The following is an 18,077-nucleotide window of genomic DNA, read 5'->3' as shown; positions in this document are numbered from 1 at the left end:
GACTTCCCTATGCGTCAGAAACTTCCGCTGAGTGACAGGCGCAGGATCGGACCGAATTCGAAGGTCGCATTGTCGATCTGAGACGGCACGCCGACATCCCGTCGGCCATCGAAGCGTGTGCGCTCGAAAAACTCCTTCTGCCCGAACAGATTGCCTAGATTGGCATTCAGCGTCATCCCGAACACGTCCTTATGCTCGACGAAGATCGCGGCGTAGGGCTTGTCGACGCCGTTCCGGTCGATCGAGAACAGTCTGTATTGCCGGGCGCTGATAAACCGTTCCATGAAGGCCCCATAGGCCCAATCCGTGCTGGGAATATCGTGGCGGTAGCTGACTTCGTAATAGATTTCCTTGTCGCCATTGAGCCGCCGCGAAAAGTCCTGCACCGGGTCGTCCACGATGGAATCCCGCCAGTCGAAGATCAGGTTCAGCTCCGTCCCCGGAAGACCCAAACGTTCCCCTTTCAATGTCGAGGCAATATCGAAACCGTAGCGATAGGCCGTTCCGATATTCCCGACGGCATCGCCATTGGCCCCGACAGGAATACGGTCGACCGTATCGGAAATCTGCGCGCCATAGACTTCGATCCGGAACGTATTGCCCTGACCGAAATCCTTGTCAAAATCGAGACTGGCCAGCCAGCTTTGCGCCGGGACCAGATCGGGATTGCCCGAGCGCCCCAAATTGTCGACCAGATCGACCGACGACACGAAATCGAAGAAGTTGAGCTGACCGACTTCGCGCTCGATGCGCGAGCGGATGCGAAATGTGTCATCGACCTTATAGGTCGCCGACAGAAACCCTTTCGGACGGTAGAAACTGCGCGGATCGACGGCGGCACCGCCCGCCCTGTCCTGCATCAACTTGGAATATTCGAGCCCGATCGAGGCCTGCAAATCCCATTTGTCATTCAGCGGACGACTATGGGTCGTCGTGACCTCGTAGCGATCTTCGCTGACAACGAAACCGGATAATGGATCACCGATAAATCCGGCACCGGGATTTTGTCTGAAAAGCTGCTGCTCGATATCCAGCTCATTATAAGCCGCCTCCGCTGCGACTTGCCAGTCCCGTCCTTCGGTCGGGCTCCATGAATATTCGGCGCGACCGATCAGTTCCAGCTCCTTTCCGAATTGATCGAAACGGCTGGCTCCGGCAAACCCCGACTGCGGATCGAACAGGGCGAAACTGTTCGACATGGGCGAATGCTCGCGGTCATAGACCCCGGTCAGTTTCATCTGTCCCGACAGGAGCGGAAATTCGTAATCGCCGTCGATTTCCAGATTCCACTCATCTTCGCTGCTGGTGGATTCGGTCAGGGAGTCGTCGCCTTGCGCCCCCAGCGGCGTCCGGATCGCATTGGCGGTCCGGGCAAAATTGAACAGGAAATATTCCGTGTTCAGATTGACCTTATGTTCTGGCGCCGGCGTCCAGCCGAGGTTCAGGGCAACGCCTGGCCGGTCCCCGAAATTTGAAATCTTCTCGTCGCGCTGCTCGATCGGACCGCCACCAATCTGGCTGCGCTGCTCGTCGCGGATTGCTCCGCTGCGAAAGCCATATTCCCGTAATTGCAGCGTATAGGTCAGTCCCCCCGCCAGATCGGCTTCACCGGATATGTTCAGCTCCGCATTCAGCAGGCTGGGCTCCAGACGTTTGCGGAATTGCGGGTTCCATTCCCATGTGCCTTTGAGACCATCCGGACGCGACACGATAATGTCGACGACCTGACCGCTCAGCCCCGGAATGGAAAGTGTCGCGCCTTCCAGCACACGGATCTCGACGACACTGCTGGCAAGCAGCTGATCCAGTTCATTGAACGGGTCGGTCTTACCGGTCAGCCGTTCGCCATTAATCAGGACATTCGCGCCGCCCTGGCCCAAACCACGCCGACCCGTATCGCCAGAGCGGATTTGAAAGCCCGGGATCCGCCTGACCATGTCCAGTGCCGTCCGCGGGACATAGGCCTCGAAATAGCTCGCCTGATAGACATTGCGGTCGGAGGCTGCAGATGGTTCGAGTGGGGGCGTTACATCCGCAGCCTCCGGATTCTCAGCGCCGGACAGCTCGGCCTCGGCATCTGCACGAAGGGAATCGTCCACTTGCTGATAGGCGTGAGCGGGCAGAACCGACGCTGAGAAAAGGGTGAGCGAGACCAGGGCCGTCAAACGCGGCGAAGAAGACTTGAACATGGAATATCCTACTTCGTGTCGTCGCTATGCGTGCCGAACGTCATTGTGACGCCGTCATCATCGCCAGTCTCTGACAGTTTGATCTTGGTCGCATCGGATTTGATCGACAGGAGGAGAGAGCCATCGACATCCAGACCTGAGGCGGCGATGATGCCTTCATAACGCCTTTTCTGGGCCGCACTGACCGCCTGGTTATTGATCTCCATACCGTCGCTGCACAGCGACAGATTGACGGCCACTCGATCATTGCGGATCAACCCATCCGCCACCAGAGGCGTCAGAAGGTTCTGACGCAGTGCAGAGACATTGACGGTCCGACCATTGATCTGAATCGCGTCATGATCACCGTCGACCGAGACCTGGGTCGTATGCGTGCTTGTTTTGCGCGACTTGTGGGCTGCTTTCCACTCCGCCTTGCGTGCGGCGTCGCGAGCCGCTCTCTCGACATTGCGCTGAGCCCGTTCGGCGTCACGCTGAGCCCGTTCGGCCTGACGTTCGGCCATACGAACCTGACGGTCTGCATTGCGTTCGACGCGCTCCTGCTGCTGCAGAGCCATCTCCACCTGACGCTCGACCTGTTGGGCAATACGGTCTGCATAGGCCTCGGAATAGTCTTCGATGTCACCGATCCGTTCCAGACCCTTCAGGGCTCCGAGTTCTTCAAGGCGATCACCGACATCGATACCGCGCGCTTCAAGCGATTCTGCCCAGACCTCCATTTCTTCGCCCCAGGCTTCCATCTGGTTTTCCCAGTCGCCTTCGAAACGGGCCTCGACCTCAGCGCCCCAGGCTTCCATCTTGTCTTCCCAGTCCCCCTCGAACCGGGCTTCGACTTCGGTACCCCACGCCTCCATCTTCTCGCCCCAGGCTTCCATCGCGTCTTCGAACGCAGCTTCGCTCTCATAATCACCGATCATGGGGGTCGGCACGGATGGGACAGGCGGCATGGCAGGCGCTGCGGGGGCCGGCGGAAGTGCGGGCACGGGCGGCATGACGGGCATGGGCGGAATCGGCGCATCCATGTTCGATGCCTGCGCGAAGAAACGCGACTTAGGGGCCTCAGCTTCGGCTGAACCGCGCACGACCGTGTCAGGAAGTTGCGGGTCGCTCGGAGCTGCGGATTGCGGGTTTGCCATCGACACGCTGGTGCAAGCTGCGGTCCCGAGCATCAGAGCCGAGAGCGCCGCTGCCGACAGGCGATTCGTGACACTGCGCAGGACCGGACGAGGCGCAGGGCGGCCCATCAGACGGTTCAGGCGCGCCAGCAACGGGCCGCCATCCGCCGCCATCGCCAGATCAGGTGCCGCACTGGACAGACGCAGCGCAGCCAGACCCCGCACCAGATCGGCGGGTTGTCCCGTGATCTGGACGGCAATGTCATCGCAGGCCTCTTCGCGGTCCGCATCGACGGCGCGTGATATCAGCAGGACAGCCGGATTGAAGTAAAGGGCTGTGCGGATGGCGGTCTGCACCAGACCGAACAGGAAGTCATGCCGACGGATATGGGCCAGTTCGTGCAACAGGATCGCTTCGACCTGGGCCGGAGGCAGCGCTGTCAGAAAGCCCGCAGGAACCAGAACGATCGGGCGCAGAGCCCCAAGTGTAAGCGGACCCGACACATGATCGGATACGAACAGGCGGATACGCTGATGCGTATGGCTACGGTGGATCAGGGCCTGAAAGCGGTGTGTCCAGTCGGCGCCGGGCGTTCGAAGACCATTCGTGGCAAGCCAGCGTGTCTGCGACCAGGCACGGTAGGCCTGCAGGCTGAGAAAGGCAAAGCCGATCGCCCAAACCATACCTAGAACGGGCACCAGCGCGACCGTCGTATCCGTCTGCAGGGACTGGACGGGAAAGACGCTGATGGCAACGCCCGTGTCGCTAATCGGACCGCCTGCATCCACTGCCCCCGTTGGCAGGGGATCCAGTCTGAGCGGAATGCCGCGTCGGGATATCAGCAGGACGGCAAATGTCGACAGGAAGGCGGCACATGTCCCTACAAGACCGGCCATGCCGGTCAGGTAGCGCAGTTTCGCACGCCGATCGGTCAATAGAAGCCGGGCCAGCCATACGCCCAAGCCGATCAGAGCCCCCTGCCAAAGACTGTGCAGGATCGCCCAACCCAGCGCGTCCCAGAATGCGGTTATATCCAGTCTCATTACTCGTCCCCTTTCGACGTCTCGTCTCTATCCCTTGGCTGGCACAGGCCGCAGGATTGTCATTCTGACTCTGGATCCAGCGAATCCAGAAACTCTCTGATTTTTTCAATATCGTCCGAGCTGGCCCCGTCCCGTCCCAGCGCATGCATCACCAGATCGGGCACTGAGCCTTCGAACGCAGTGGATACAAACCGGTCGAACAGGCGCGCCTTGGTATCGGCTTCGCCAACGGCGGCGGAATAGTCGTAGGATTTGCCCTCGCCGCGCTCTCGCGTCACCAGGCCTTTTTCAAACATGCGCTGAATCTGCTTCAGCGTTGTCGTATACCCGACCGACCGGGTCTGGCTGAGCGCTTCGTGAATGTCCTTCACACTGCGCGGTTGGGCTTCCCACAGAACTTGCAGGATGGCGGTTTCACCCGGAGACGGTTTGATCGCTTTATTCATGGGAGCTGCAGTACAGGACTGACGCTAAGCTGTAAACGACAAAACGACAGATGTCGTCTTTATGTCGAAATTGTCATGCTTCGACCAGAAAACCCGGTGTCCGCCGATCCTCTTCAGCCGCGTGAATGCGTTGACAGGACCGCAGCGGCACCTTAGCGGCTGCGTTTTCCAAGGACATCGGACATCCGGTCACGCTGTCCGCCGGTAATTTCCATGACATCATTTACAGACCTCGACCTGGCCGAGCCGATTGCGCGCGCGCTGGCAACGATCGGCTACACCACACCCTCCCCCATTCAGGCCCAGGCTATCCCGCATCTGCTGGAAGGGCAGGACCTGTTGGGCATCGCCCAGACAGGGACCGGCAAGACGGCAGCCTTCGCCCTGCCGACCCTCCACCATATCTTCACCCACGATATGGACCCGCCGAAACGCGGGGCGCGCGTGCTTGTGCTCGCCCCCACGCGCGAACTTGTCGGACAGATCGAAAAGAGCTTTCGCAGCTATGGCCGCTTCATGATGGATCTCGAGATCGCCAAAGTCACAGGCGGTGTCTCCATTGCAAGGCAGATCAAACGCCTTGTGCATGGCAATGACATTCTGGTTGCGACTCCTGGCCGCCTGATCGATCTGCTCGACCGGGGCGATGTGCGCCTATCCGGCGTCGAAGTCCTCATTCTCGATGAAGCGGATCAGATGATGGATATGGGCTTCATCCATGCGCTGCGGAAGATCATCCCGCTCTTGCCGAAAAAGCGCCAGACGCTTTTCTTCTCGGCGACGCTTCCTCCGAAAATCCGCAAACTTGCCGACAGCTTTCTCAGCGATCCGGTCAAGGTCACGGTTTCTCCGCCCAACACGACGGCTGAACGGGTCGAACAATCACTGATCTATGCGGAAGGGCCGGAAAAACCAATGTTGCTGGCCGATAGCCTGCTACGCGACGAAGTCACTCGCTCGCTGGTTTTCACGCGCACGAAGCACGGCGCAGACCGGGTCGTGAAACGATTGGCGCAAATCGGCATTCCTGCTCTCGCCATTCATGGCAATCGCAGCCAGGGCCAACGCACGCGCGCGCTGGATGCCTTCAAGTCCGGCGAAGTCGATGTTCTGGTCGCAACAGATGTCGCGGCCCGCGGGATCGATATTCCGGAAATCAGCCACGTTTTCAATTACGAGATCCCGAATGTGCCGGAGCAATATGTCCATCGTATCGGGCGGACGGCCCGCGCACAGGCCTCGGGCCGTGCCATCGCCTTCGTCGCCAAGGATGAGCGCGCCTATCTGAAGGATATTCAGAAACTGCTGGGCGAAACTATTCCTGTCGAGACGATGCCCGACGACATGGCCGACCGGATCAAGGTGATTGAAGCGCGCCCTGCCATCGCACGCGTCAATCTGAGCCCCGATCAGCCCGCGCGCAAAGGCCGGGGAAAGTCACGCAAGAAAACCGGCAAGCCGTCAGGTAAATCCACACGCAGGGATCAGGGCCAGAAATCGGCTCAAGACCGCAGCACCTTTAAGAACGCATCCGACACACCGTCTGGAGAACGCAAGCCAGCCCACAGCAAGCCAAAGCGTGGGTCACGGTCGGATTCGCCTCGGACAGATGGTCAGGGTTACAGGACCCGGCAGACTGAGACGGAAACCGGCAAGCGCGAACCCTCGACCAAAACAGATCGACCACAGATCGATCCGGCACGTCGCCGCGCTGCGCCGTCCCGCAAGACAGGCGTACCCCCACAGTCGGGATCATCGGCACCCAATGCCAAATCGGCGCAATCGTTCAAACGCAAACCCAGACGTAAGCCCGCACCGTTCCGCAATCGGGGTGGCGGACAGGCTCCGCCCAAACGACGCGGACACTGAAACATACGCTTTGTCGACATCATTATTTCGTGATCGGCCACACATCCGTCGAAAATATTAAATCCTCACAATCTTGCCTTGCGTAGCTACCCATTATCTGTGGAGCTTGTTACGCGACTACAGTCGTAGACTGTCCTGTCCCGCCGCTGCGGGGCCAGACTTGGTTCTGCTGGGGAGAATGATGATGAACAAACGGGTCTGGATCGCGGCTTGCCTTGCATCGGTGATGCTTGCGGCATGTTCGGAAAGTGCCGAACCGGAAGTCCGTATGGAACTCTCGGCGGTACCGGCATCGCCCGGTCAGATCACCCGCGTGATCGGTGCCACCGGCAAGATCGTTCCGCGTACGGAAGTAATGGTCGGATCGGAAGTATCGGGCCGATTGCTCGAAGTGCCGGTCGACTATAATTCGACCGTGACCGAGGGGCAGTTGCTGGCGGTCATCGACCCGACCAATTTCCGCAACCGCGTCGAACAGCTGGAAGGCCGTATCCGGTCTGCTACGGCTGACATTGAAGTGCAAAAAGCACGCATCCGGTCCGCCGAAGTCACGTTAGCGCAAGCCAAACAGAATGAAGCCCGACGGCGCGGACTGTTTGCGCAACAGGCTGTGTCCGAAGCGCAGATGGAACAGGCCGAGCGCGATGTCGGTGTGGCCGAAGCCAATCTGGATCTGTCCAAAGCCCAGCTCGTCAGTCAGCGCGCATCGCTAGCGCAGGTCCGCGCGGAAATGGATACGGCACGGGAAAATCTGGCCAGAACCAAGATTACCAGCCCGATCAACGGCGTCATCATCGACCGCAAGGTTGATCCGGGACAGACCGTGCAGGCGAGTTTCAACGCACCCGAACTGTTCACAATCGCCGCCGACCTCTCCGAAATCATGGTCGAAGCCCGGATCGTCGAATCCGACGTGGCGGGGCTGAACCCGGGCGACAAGGCAAAGTTCACCGTCGATGCCTATCCCGACCGAACCATCGAAGGTGTCGTCGAGCAGTTGCGCCTGCAATCGGTCGAGGCGAATAATATTGTCTCCTATGTTGCAGTCGTGAAAGCCGAAAATCCCGACGGAATCCTGATGCCCGGCATGACGGCCAATCTTGAAGTCACGACGGATGTGCGGTCAGGCGTTTCGCGCCTGCCTGTCACGGCGGAGCGGTTCCGCCCGTCGCCGCAGCAAATCGCCATGTTCCAGAGTGACAATGCGCAGACCGAAGACCAGACATTGCTCGACCCGACCTATGAGCGGCTGCGCACGATCGGCATTTCCGAGGACCGCATTCAGGAGTTTGCCAGCCGCGTCGAGCCTTCGACGCAAACGGTACGCGACATCATCAATGATCCGACCCGCAGCTTCATGCACACACCGATGCGGATTCAACTGGGCGAAATTGTTACCAATCAGGTCCGGCAGTTTCTCGGCCCTGAAGAGCAATCCCGCTACACGGCGCAAGTCACGCTGGAACGCACCATCCGGCCTGTCGATGTCTGGGTGGCGACCGATGACGGCAAGATGGAACCGCGCACGATCAAACTCGGCCTGTCGGACGGAGCGTTCGTCGAGGTCGTCTCCGGTCTCGAACCCGGCGAGCGCGTCGTGACAGGTGTCCGGGCAGGCGGTGATGGTCAGCGCGGCGGTCCCGGTGGGCGTCCAGGCGGACGCCCCGGCGCGGCGCGATAGGCAGGCCGGTCGATGAGCGGTCCTGCCACACCCATGATTCAGACCGTCGATCTGCGGAAATCCTACACATTGGGTGGGTCGACCATCCACGCGCTGGACGGCGTCACGCTTGATGTGGCGACTGGTGAATTTCTCGCCGTCATCGGATCGAGCGGCTCCGGCAAATCGACTCTGATGAATATGCTGGGCGGCCTGGACAAACCCGATAGCGGCGATGTCATTATTGACGGCCAGAATGTCGGCTCGCTCAAACCGCGGGATCTGGCGTCCTATCGCGGTGAAACGCTCGGCTTCGTTTTTCAGCAGTTTCAGCTCATGCCGCGCCGCAGCGCTCTGCACAACGTCATGATGCCATTGCAATATCGCCGACCCAGACTGACCGATGGTGAAACCCGTGCGGCGAAGGCACTCGAATCCGTCGGGCTTGGTGACCGGGGACATCACAAGCCCAAGGAACTGTCTGGCGGACAACAGCAACGTGTCGCGATCGCCCGCGCGCTTGTCGGCTCGCCAGCCCTGCTGCTGGCCGATGAGCCAACCGGTGCGCTCGACAGCAAGACGTCGGCAGAGATCATGGACCTGCTGGTCAAACTCAACCGTGAAGACGGGCTGACCATCGTGCTGATCACCCACGATCTTGAAGTGGCCGACTATGCTTCGCGCATCATCACGATGAGCGACGGACAGATCGTGTCCGATGTACCCAACCGGGCGGAGGCCGCTTAGATGTTATCCATTCCCGGTTTCCGCTTGCTTCGAAACGCGTTTGGCAGCCTGCTCGAACATCCGATGCGCACGCTTCTGACCATGCTCGGCATCATCATCGGCGTCGCAGCCGTTTATGTCATGCTGGCGATCGGGGAAGGGGCGGAGAAGAAAATTCTCGAAAGTCTGGACGGACCGCAGGCGCGTACGATCACCGTCTTTCCGGACTGGACCCGGGGTCGCTCATCGCAGCGGCGGCCCTATCGTCGCCTGAACGAGGCCGATCTGCGCGAAATACGGGCCCTGCCAGGCGTCGAAGCGGCGACTGGCAATCTGTCCCGCGAATATCCAGTCATTACGGATGCCACGGACTGGTCATCGGACATTCGCGGCGCGGATGAGGATCATCTCTTTGCCAACGACCTGAAACTGGAAGACGGACGCGGCATCACGGAAAGCGATCTGGAGCGCAAGGAAACGGTCGCCGTTCTGGGTCAGACCGTGATCAAGAATGTCTTTGGCGGTCAATATCCGATTGGCGCCAAGATCAAGATTGGAACCGTGCCCTTCACTGTCGTCGGTACGGTCGAAAAGGCCCCTGAATCAGGCTGGAACAATGGCCAGGACCGCGACAATTTTGTGCTCGTGCCGCGTTCGACCCTGCGTGACCGGCTTGTCGGCGGAGACTATCTGGTTCGCAACCATGTCAATCAGTTCCGTGTCGTCGGCGAAAACCAGCAAGTGCTGGACCGGATCGAGAACGATCTCGATGCGATCCTGCGCCGATCACGCGGCCTGTCGACAGCAGATGCACCCGATTTCCGTATCCTCAATTTCTCGGCCAACCGGCAGCAATTTGCCGATACGCAGCGCACCCTCTCCGTCCTGCTGTTCACCATGGGGGCCGTGTCACTTGTCGTCGGCGGTGTCGGGGTCATGAATATCATGCTGGTCAGCGTGTCCGAACGGACGCGGGAAATCGGACTTCGCATGAGTGTGGGCGCGCGGCAGATGGACGTTCTGGCCCAGTTCCTGACCGAAGCGCTGCTTATCTGCATCTTGTCGGGACTGATCGGACTGGCGATCGGTTACGGTATCTCGCAGCAGGAATTGGGTGGCGAGGATCTGGAAATGGTCTTCTCGCTCGACAATGCACTGCTAGCCTTTGGCTCTGCCGCTCTGGTCGGAATGATTTTCGGCTTCCTGCCGGCCTTCCGGGCGTCGCGCCTCAATCCGGTCGAAGCCCTACGCAGTGAGTAAAGCCATGAAACGCCATGCATTCATATCGCTGCCACTCTCTCTATCAGCGCTCCTGCTGTCAGCTTGCGCGACCCTTGTCGATGTCGACGAAGGCCCGTTGATCGCCGCGAGGACAGCCGAAATTCCTGCCGACTGGCAGGTCAATTCTGACCCGGTCAGGTCCGACAGTTTCGCCGGGCTTTACACGGACCCGGTTCTGTCAGCCTATCTGGACACGGCCATGGCGCGCAATTTCGATCTGGAACAGGCGCGTCTGCGGGTCACGCGAGCCGACGCGCAGTTGGCGCAGTTCAGGGCGCGCCGCGCGCCGCAACTCAATAGTTCTGCGGGCTTTGGCCTGTCGGGTCTGGTGAGCGATCTCGACACGACGACGGATAATGCCAATCTCGGTCTGTCCGCCTCATTCGACCCTGACCTGTTCGGCAGTCTTCGCGCCGATATTGACGGAGCCGAAGCCCGCGCGGAAATCAGCCGCGCCGAGCTGGCGCGGCTTCGCCGCACCATCATGGCCAATGTCGTCTCCGCCTATGTCGGCGCGATTGAAGCACAATTGCAGCTGAACGTGGCCGAGCAGAATTTGGAGTTTCTGGCCGAGACGGAGCGTGTCACGCGCGCCCGGTTCGAAGGCGGCGATGTGGCCGGGTCCGACCTCGCTCTGTCCGAACTGGAAGTGCAGAGCGCACGCGCGTCTGTGGCTGAACAACGCTTTGCCGCAGACGATGCCCGCCGCGCCCTCTCCATTCTGATCGGCGGTTTCGGCGACGACACATTGTCCGGCCAGCCCGTTCTACCGACGCAACTGCCGACTATATCCGATGCTGGCGTCGGATTGAACGGATCCCCTGCAGCGCTGATTGCGAAGCGGTTTGACGTGCAGGCTGCGGGACTGGCAGTGATTGACGCCGCCGCCTCGCTGGAAGGCGCACGCGCCGACGACCTGCCGGGAGCGTCACTCAGCGCCGCCCTGTCTGGACGAGGCGATCTGTCCGATCTGTTCGATATCGATACTTATATCGCCTCTGTCGGGGCGGCTCTGTCCTATAATCTGCTGGATGGCGGCCTGAATGAGGCCCGCCAGATCGATGCGCAGGCGGGCCTTGATACGGCCCTGTCTCTCTATGCCGAAACGCTGCGAGCGGCGCTGCGCGACATTCGTGCCCGCATTTCACTGGTCGATGCGCTGGAAGCCTCACTCGTCAATCTGCGCGGAGCGGAGGCATCCGCCGAGCGGGCGCTAGAGCTGGAAGGCGTCCGCTTTGACTTGGGCGAGTCGATCCTGCTGGACGTTCTGACGGTGCAGCGCCGGGTCGATGCCATTCGCAGTTCCCGCCTGCGCACGGAACGCCGCTATCTGGAAGCGGTCGCGCAGGCCCACCTCGCAGCTGGTCCGCTCTGAGCGCCTAGCTGGCCATGGCCGCAGATCCGGGACGGTCCGTACTGCGCCGTTCCTGCTGCGGGGTTGCGAGCTCAACGGCTGGCATCGGCAGGGCGACACAGAAGGTCGATCCTTGTCCGGGCGCTGAGGTCACACTGATCTGGCCATCGAACAGATCCGTCAGTTCCCGGCAGATTGCCAGGCCGAGCCCCGACCCCCGGACCGTATTGGTCTGCCCGTCCTGCGCCTGTTCGAACCGTTCGAAGATGCGGTTCTGGCGTTCAGGCGTAATGCCGATCCCGCTATCCTGAATGAAGAAATTCAGCCACCACATGTCGCCCTCGGCCGGTCGCCCGCGGAGGGACACGGCGACATGGCCAGTGTCGGTAAATTTCACAGCATTACTGATCAGATTGCCGATGATCTGCCGCAAGCGCGCATGATCGCCCATAAAGAGCGGCGGCAGGCCCGGCTCGATCCGTAAATGCACGGTCAGACCCTTGGCACGGGCATTAGCCTGATGCAGCGCGATGACCGAATCCAGCATGCGCGCAGGATTGAACGGTGTCGGTTTGAGGGTGATGCGCGACGCTTCCAGTCGTGACAGGTCGAGCACGTCGTCGATCACCATGATCATTCCTGTCCCGCAATCGTCGATGATGCTCGCATAACGGCGTTGTTCATCGGTCAGATCGCTCCGCATCAGCAACTGGTTCATTCCTAGGACACCGTTCAGAGGGGTCCTGAGCTCATGACTCATATCGGCCAGAAACTGCGTCTTCGCCGCTTCGGCTGCCCGCGCTTCGGACAGATTGCGTTCGAGAGAGCGAAAAAGATTGTTCAGTGTCAGGCTCAGCACGCCCATGACGGAACCTGCCATGACGATGGCAATGCCCGTTTGCATGCTGCGCTGCATATTGCGCAAGGCAACATAGTCCGGATCGGCCAATACGTAAATATCTGCCTCTGCCGCGTTCAGATGCAGCGCGACCGTCAGTAGACACGCGCTGAGACAATAGATGAGCAATGACCGGCGACTGCCGAGAATGGCGATTATCACGACACCCGCAACCAGAACCGGAAGCAGGGCGGAATTGATGCCGACATTGGCCGGAATGGCCGATCCGGCCACACCGATCAGAATGGCTGCGCCCCAGAGCACCGAGATGAAGTCAAAATTCGCTTGGTAGCGGAGGCTGACAGCGGCGCCGGAAAAGACGGCGATCGCAACCAGCAGCAGATGATGGTCGAGTATCCAGCCATCATAGGAGAAGTACATCTGTACGCCGTTGACGGCCTGCAGGATCAGAAAAGCCAGACCGGTGACATAGACCGTCCGGGCCTTGAACAGGTCCGACGCACCGCCAAGGCGGTCAAGTCGCAGAAACGCCTCCCAGCGGCTTATCAGATCTCGCATGTACGGCCCTCCAACCGACATTCCGGGAATTCCATAGCGGGCAATAGCTACGGACTGGTTACGGAGCCGCACCGCATCAATCTGTCGCAGCCCTCGCCAATCCGCTCCGACTGATCTAAGCGGAGGATAAAGTCAGGGAGAGATAGGTCAGCCGTGAGCGCGCCGGACGATAATGAGAGCGAACCACACGCAGAGACGAGCGTGTTTTTCTCCTATTCCCGGCAGGATCAGGCACAGGCCTTGCCGATCATTCAGGCTATCGAAGCGGCCGGCTATTCCGTCTGGTGGGACGGAATGCTGGAAGGTGGAACGTCGTTCCTGGAAACCACGGAAGCCGCGCTGGAACGCGCCAAGGCCGTCGTCGTGCTGTGGTCGCGACATTCCGTCACCTCTCACTGGGTTCGCGATGAAGCGACCAGCGGGCGGGAGCGCGAACGCATGATCCCGCTGACTCTGGACGGCACCATGCCGCCGCTCGGATTCCGGCAAGTCCAGGTGATCGATATGCGCGGTTGGCACAAAGCTCCGGAGGCGTTTGACGATCTGTCGCGCGGTCTGGCGAAGCTGCATGACCGGGATTATTCACCGCCGGATCGACGCGGACCCGCGCCAACGGGCGCGAACGTGGAAGCGGGGGGACTGTCACGGCGCACGGCGATGCTCGCAGGTCTCGGGCTGGGAACGGTCGGCGTGCTCGGGGTCGGCGGGTTTTATGCCTTGCGGTCGTCCGGTCCCAACATACGGGACAAGGGCCTCGCCATTCTGCCGTTTGAAAACAATGTAGGTGATCCGGCCTATGACTATCTGGCGCAGGGCCTGTCATCTTCGATCCGCGACGCTCTGGCGATGAACAATGTTCTGCGCATTGTCGCGCGCTCATCCTCTCACGCCGTCGCGAAAGAGGCGATTGGTGCGCAGGCGATTGCCGAACGGCTGAACGTGTCCCACATTCTGGAAGGACGGCTGGAACGCGGCCCCGAAGGCCTGCAACTCACGACCAGCCTCGTCGACGCGAAGAGCGCCTTTCAGCGCTGGGTCGGCAGCCTGGACTATGCTGAAGACCAGGTGATCGCGCTGCGCGACCAAATCGTCACACGGGTTGTCTCGACACTGGCGAGCGAGGCGGAGAGCGGACCCCGAACGGGTCGCGGCGATGCCACCAATCCCGAAGCCTTTCTGGAATTTCTCAAAGGCAATGAGCGGCTGATTAGCGCCGCCACGCTGGCTTCCATTCAGGATGCGCGTCGAAACTTCGAACGCGCCATCGCCCTGGACCCCGACTTTGCGCGCGCCCATGGCTGGGTGTCGGAAATCTACATGACGCTGGGCGCCTATGCGACGGAGACGGACATGGCGAAAGCCCTGCTGGATCAGGCCGAAGCCTCCGCCCGCAAGGCCGTGGACCTAGCCCCTGACGATGCCCTGCTTCATGCCATTCTCGGGACTGTGCTGCAGACCGGGCGTGTCGATATCGGTGGCGCAGCCGAGCCGTTTGCCCGCGCCGCAGAACTGGGCCTGAACGAGGCGTCCGGCCTGTCGCGCTATGCCATTTTCCTGATGAGCAGCGGACAGACGAAGGCTGCGATCGATCAGGCGATCACAGCGCGCGCACTTGACCCGCTGAACGCTGCCGCTTCGGAAACACTGGGCCTCGCCTTTTTCGCTGATCGCCAATATGAGGCGGCGGTTCGGGCCTATCGCACCGCCCTGAGCTTTCAGCCAGATCGCTATTCGACCCGCGCACGGCTGGCCTCCGCCCTGATTTTTAACGGTCAGGTCGATGACGGCGCAGCGGAATGCGCTCGCGAGAAAAATCTGATGGAGCGCTACCCCTGCGACGCCTATGTTGCCACGCGCTTATCCGACACGGCAGCGGCGGCGGTCGCGCTCGACAATCTGATCGCCACTTTCGGCGATGCGGGTGCCTATCAGCAAGCCCAGATACAGGCCGATATGGGCGCGCTCCAGCAGGCTATGGAGACATTGCTGAAAGCGGAAAGCCTGAAAGATACAGGTCTATCGCTGGCGGGTTTCGACCCTGCACTGGACCCGCTCCGCGGACGCGAAGATTTCAAGGCGCTGCTTGTGCGTTTGGGGATGACCGATTAGGCAGGACATCAATCAGGGGAGAGAACAATGAAAATATTGTCCATTTTTGCCGTTGCGATGCTGGGGCTGGCCGCTTGTACGACAACCGTCGATGAGACCAAGTCCGACGATATGATGACGAACGCTATGGTTGCGCCGACGTCCGAGGAGCGCTGCGACATTCGCGACGATGACGGAACCTGTCTGTGCATCATCGCCAATGCCAATGGTCAGTGCGAACAAGGCGGCGGGACAGTGATCATTCAGGGCGGCGGCACCAACCCCGGTGGATCAGTCGACGCACCCGATCAGTAGCTAGAACGACGAATTGTCCGGGCAGGATAGCGCCGCCGCCTGTCGTGGCGGCGTCCAGCCGCGACAAAATTCCGGATAGTCGCCCGACGGCTGCGCGGCGACTCCCTGCCCGGTCCGGGACGACCCCGATGCCGTGTCGGACAATTGGGTCGGGCAAACATGGTTCTGGATCCAGTCCCGATATCGCGCCACTGTCATATAGGTCGACGGTTTACCATCGGCCTTGCACACGCCGGACCCGACACTGACAATGCCGACCAGTTCACCGTCTCCGACGACAGGGCCGCCACTATCGCCCTGACAGGTCTTACGGCGTGGCCCCATCACGCAGAACGCATTCTCGTCACGCATCGCGGCCGTGTTCCGGCGCGTGCCGTCGCTCATTTGATCGACGCAATCATCCCAGTCGATCGGCGACAGGGACAACATGCGCAGGCTGGCTGAAGGCGGCGCACCGGCTGGTTTCTTCATTTTCCCCCAGCCAAATGCGGTGACACGGTCTGGCAGTTCTGCCACGCGCGTGCTTTGCGACAGATCGATCAGGCTGACCTTCGCGGCGCTTGCAGTACGGCCATCGGCGCCGATGCTCGAAACGTCGCCCGCATCCGACAGGATGAAGTGCAGGTCTTGACGCCCCGTATCGGCGTTCCAGACCCGAATACGACCGGTCCGGCTCCAGGTCAGAAAGACTGAACCCAGCAAGTCCGTACCGGCCAGCTTGCCGCCATGATAGACACGCGCCATCGGTTGACCCGTCGTCGCGTCCCAGACTTGCGCCGTGCCATATTCCGTAATCACGTTGATTCGTCCGTCGGCATCAAGACGCCCACCACGGATCAGCAGGCTATGATTGAGCGTGTGGGCCGGGTCATCATCCGTCAGGCGCCAGACCTGGCTCAGGCCTTCAATATTCCACAGGACGAAACGCTTCCCGTCTTTCGTGAATTGCGGCGTGGCATCAGTGAAACCGTCATCGGTTTCGAACAGTTTCGGCGCGCGGGATCGTTTCAGGTCCCAGATTTCTCCATATCCCCGACCCAGCTCGCCGTCGCGCTTCAGGCCGAACGCGACCAGATAGCGTCCATTCGGACTGAGGGACAGACGCGGGTGGGTCAGGCCTGTCTGGCCCACCGCCTGCACGCGCCCCCTATCATGATCCGTAACGGACAGCGCTCCATCATTGTTGATCAGGGTGTGCGTGTCCTGCACGAAAACGGCTTCGCCGCGCACGACCGTGCCAGCCATCTCCCGAAAAACATATTTGGGCTTCCCTTCAAACAGGAGCGGAAACTCCTTGCTGGATTCGGACATCGCTGGAAACGACACGATCTGTCTGTTCCGGCGCATATCCCAGACGGCATAGGATGAATTCTGTCGTTCCACACCGAGGCGATGGTTGGGCAGGATCGATACGGCCTTGGGGGCAGCACTCAGCTGGAGGCTACGGGATGGACGACGACCATTTTTCACGGTCGCCAGGCCGCTCGATCCGACCAAGACAAGTTCCCCTGTCTCCACATTGTAATCCGCAGCAACAATCGGTTCCGCATGAACGGCCTCGTCAGCCGGACGGTCGGGATCCGTGATCAGACTGTAGCGCTTGCCTGCCCATTGCAGAACGAAGCCGCGACCTGTGCGTATCTGTCGCTCGGGGCCCGTGACAGGATCGACGGCGCGCCGCGTGCCGCGCTTGAGGTCAAGAAACGCGAGTCGTCCATCTGCAAACTGCAATAGGGCGGCACCCCTATCGAACAGGATGACATCCTCGAGCATGCCCGGCATGTCGATACCGGCCGTCATAAGGTCCACATTCGGCTCCATCGGTTCGAGCGACAGACTCACTCCGCTCGTGTCCAGTTGCAGAAGCGCAACATCGTTGCGGGTCCGGCTGGCATCATAGCAGGGATGGATGCGGTACGATTTGACAGGGATGACAGACGACGTGTCGGTCGCAATATTACCGACATCCAGGCGTACGCCGTAAACGTCCGGGCTCGGAGATTTCAGACAATGGGCCGCCGTCAGAACCCAGTCGGGCGCGATCAGCGTTCCGCCGCATATATGCCGCTTTTCCCAGGGCTGAAGCGCCGTATTGGCCGCTCTGTAGGACGGTTGCTCCGTGGCCCAGTCGGAATAGACGATCTGGGTCTGGAACGGAGCCGCATGACGCGGAACGGCAATGGAACCATAGGACCGCGCTGGAAGTTTGAACGGACATTTTTCGAGCGAGTCCGTCTCAGGATTATCACACAGTCCGGCGGCGGTATCTTCTGCCGCCTGACGGATTTTATCCTGCACGATATTCTCATCCTCCATCCCCATACGCGCATGGTATGCCAAGGGAGTACCGTTTTGCGCCTCCGCATCGGCAACCGGTTCGCGCGACTCCAGATCAGCCGCGATAATCGCGCCCAGATCGACGGTGGGCTCTGGTAGCTCCGTTGCCGGTGTTTGTGCCAGACTGAGCCCGGGCAGAAGCAGTGAGAGGCCTGTCAGCGCGCCGATAATCTGTCTTGTCCTGAACGCCATTCGCGTCTCCCCGTCTTCACTTGGCTAGCAGCTTGCCCGCGCAT

General features: G+C 60.5%; 12 protein-coding genes. 7 read left to right on the top strand and 5 right to left on the bottom strand.

The genetic code is table 11. From position 1 onward, the window contains the following. Positions 1 to 14 precede the first annotated feature (14 nt). The 3 genes from AB6B39_RS04795 to AB6B39_RS04785 are packed head-to-tail and all read right to left on the bottom strand — an operon-like array spanning position 15 to position 4,794. Entirely contained in the window at positions 15 to 2,189 is a 2,175-nt protein-coding gene (locus tag AB6B39_RS04795) for a TonB-dependent receptor plug domain-containing protein (protein ID WP_284373071.1), read from the bottom strand. Positions 2,190 to 2,197: 8 nt separating this feature from the next. After that, positions 2,198 to 4,348: a M56 family metallopeptidase gene (locus AB6B39_RS04790; protein ID WP_284373073.1), complete on the bottom strand. Its 2,151-nt coding sequence runs from the start codon at positions 4,346 to 4,348 to the stop codon at positions 2,198 to 2,200. 59 nt (positions 4,349 to 4,407) lie between these two features. Beyond that, a complete protein-coding gene (locus AB6B39_RS04785) occupies positions 4,408 to 4,794 on the bottom strand; it encodes a BlaI/MecI/CopY family transcriptional regulator (protein WP_284373077.1) in 387 nt (128 codons plus the stop codon). Between the two features lie 213 nt (positions 4,795 to 5,007). Between AB6B39_RS04785 and AB6B39_RS04780 the strand changes: the two genes are divergently transcribed. From AB6B39_RS04780 to AB6B39_RS04760, 5 genes are all read left to right on the top strand, one after another. Beyond that, on the top strand, positions 5,008 to 6,663 hold the full coding sequence (locus tag AB6B39_RS04780) for a DEAD/DEAH box helicase (RefSeq protein WP_284373079.1): 1,656 nt from the start codon (positions 5,008 to 5,010) through the stop codon (positions 6,661 to 6,663). Between the two features lie 178 nt (positions 6,664 to 6,841). Next, positions 6,842 to 8,344 (top strand): efflux RND transporter periplasmic adaptor subunit, encoded by a 1,503-nt coding sequence (locus AB6B39_RS04775; RefSeq protein ID WP_284373081.1) that lies wholly within the window; start codon positions 6,842 to 6,844, stop codon positions 8,342 to 8,344. Positions 8,345 to 8,356: 12 nt separating this feature from the next. Beyond that, positions 8,357 to 9,070: an ABC transporter ATP-binding protein gene (locus AB6B39_RS04770; RefSeq protein WP_371398698.1), complete on the top strand. Its 714-nt coding sequence runs from the start codon at positions 8,357 to 8,359 to the stop codon at positions 9,068 to 9,070. Then, entirely contained in the window at positions 9,071 to 10,309 is a 1,239-nt protein-coding gene (locus AB6B39_RS04765) for an ABC transporter permease (protein WP_284373086.1), read from the top strand. Between the two features lie 4 nt (positions 10,310 to 10,313). Then, on the top strand, positions 10,314 to 11,705 hold the full coding sequence (locus tag AB6B39_RS04760) for a TolC family protein (protein WP_284373089.1): 1,392 nt from the start codon (positions 10,314 to 10,316) through the stop codon (positions 11,703 to 11,705). Between the two features lie 4 nt (positions 11,706 to 11,709). Here the strand turns inward: AB6B39_RS04760 and AB6B39_RS04755 are convergent, their stop codons facing one another. Next, complete coding sequence (locus AB6B39_RS04755) at positions 11,710 to 13,101, bottom strand: sensor histidine kinase (RefSeq protein WP_284373091.1); 1,392 nt, start codon at positions 13,099 to 13,101, stop codon at positions 11,710 to 11,712. A gap of 153 nt (positions 13,102 to 13,254) precedes the next feature. On the opposite strand from AB6B39_RS04755, the gene AB6B39_RS04750 reads away from it, so the two are divergent. Both AB6B39_RS04750 and AB6B39_RS04745 read left to right on the top strand, forming a co-directional pair. Continuing rightward, complete coding sequence (locus AB6B39_RS04750) at positions 13,255 to 15,210, top strand: TIR domain-containing protein (RefSeq protein ID WP_284373093.1); 1,956 nt, start codon at positions 13,255 to 13,257, stop codon at positions 15,208 to 15,210. Positions 15,211 to 15,237: 27 nt separating this feature from the next. Continuing rightward, the gene (locus AB6B39_RS04745; RefSeq protein ID WP_284373095.1) at positions 15,238 to 15,504 is read left to right on the top strand and encodes a hypothetical protein; all 267 of its coding nucleotides are present in this window, start codon (positions 15,238 to 15,240) and stop codon (positions 15,502 to 15,504) included. Here the strand turns inward: AB6B39_RS04745 and AB6B39_RS04740 are convergent, their stop codons facing one another. Beyond that, on the bottom strand, positions 15,505 to 18,033 hold the full coding sequence (locus AB6B39_RS04740; RefSeq protein ID WP_284373097.1) for a trypsin-like serine protease: 2,529 nt from the start codon (positions 18,031 to 18,033) through the stop codon (positions 15,505 to 15,507). It abuts the gene before it with no gap. Positions 18,034 to 18,077 lie beyond the last annotated feature (44 nt).

It is taken from the genome of Algimonas porphyrae, assembly GCF_041429795.1.
Classification (GTDB): Bacteria; Pseudomonadota; Alphaproteobacteria; order Caulobacterales; family Maricaulaceae; genus Litorimonas; species Litorimonas porphyrae.
This window is presented reverse-complemented; position numbering and strand designations above follow the sequence as displayed.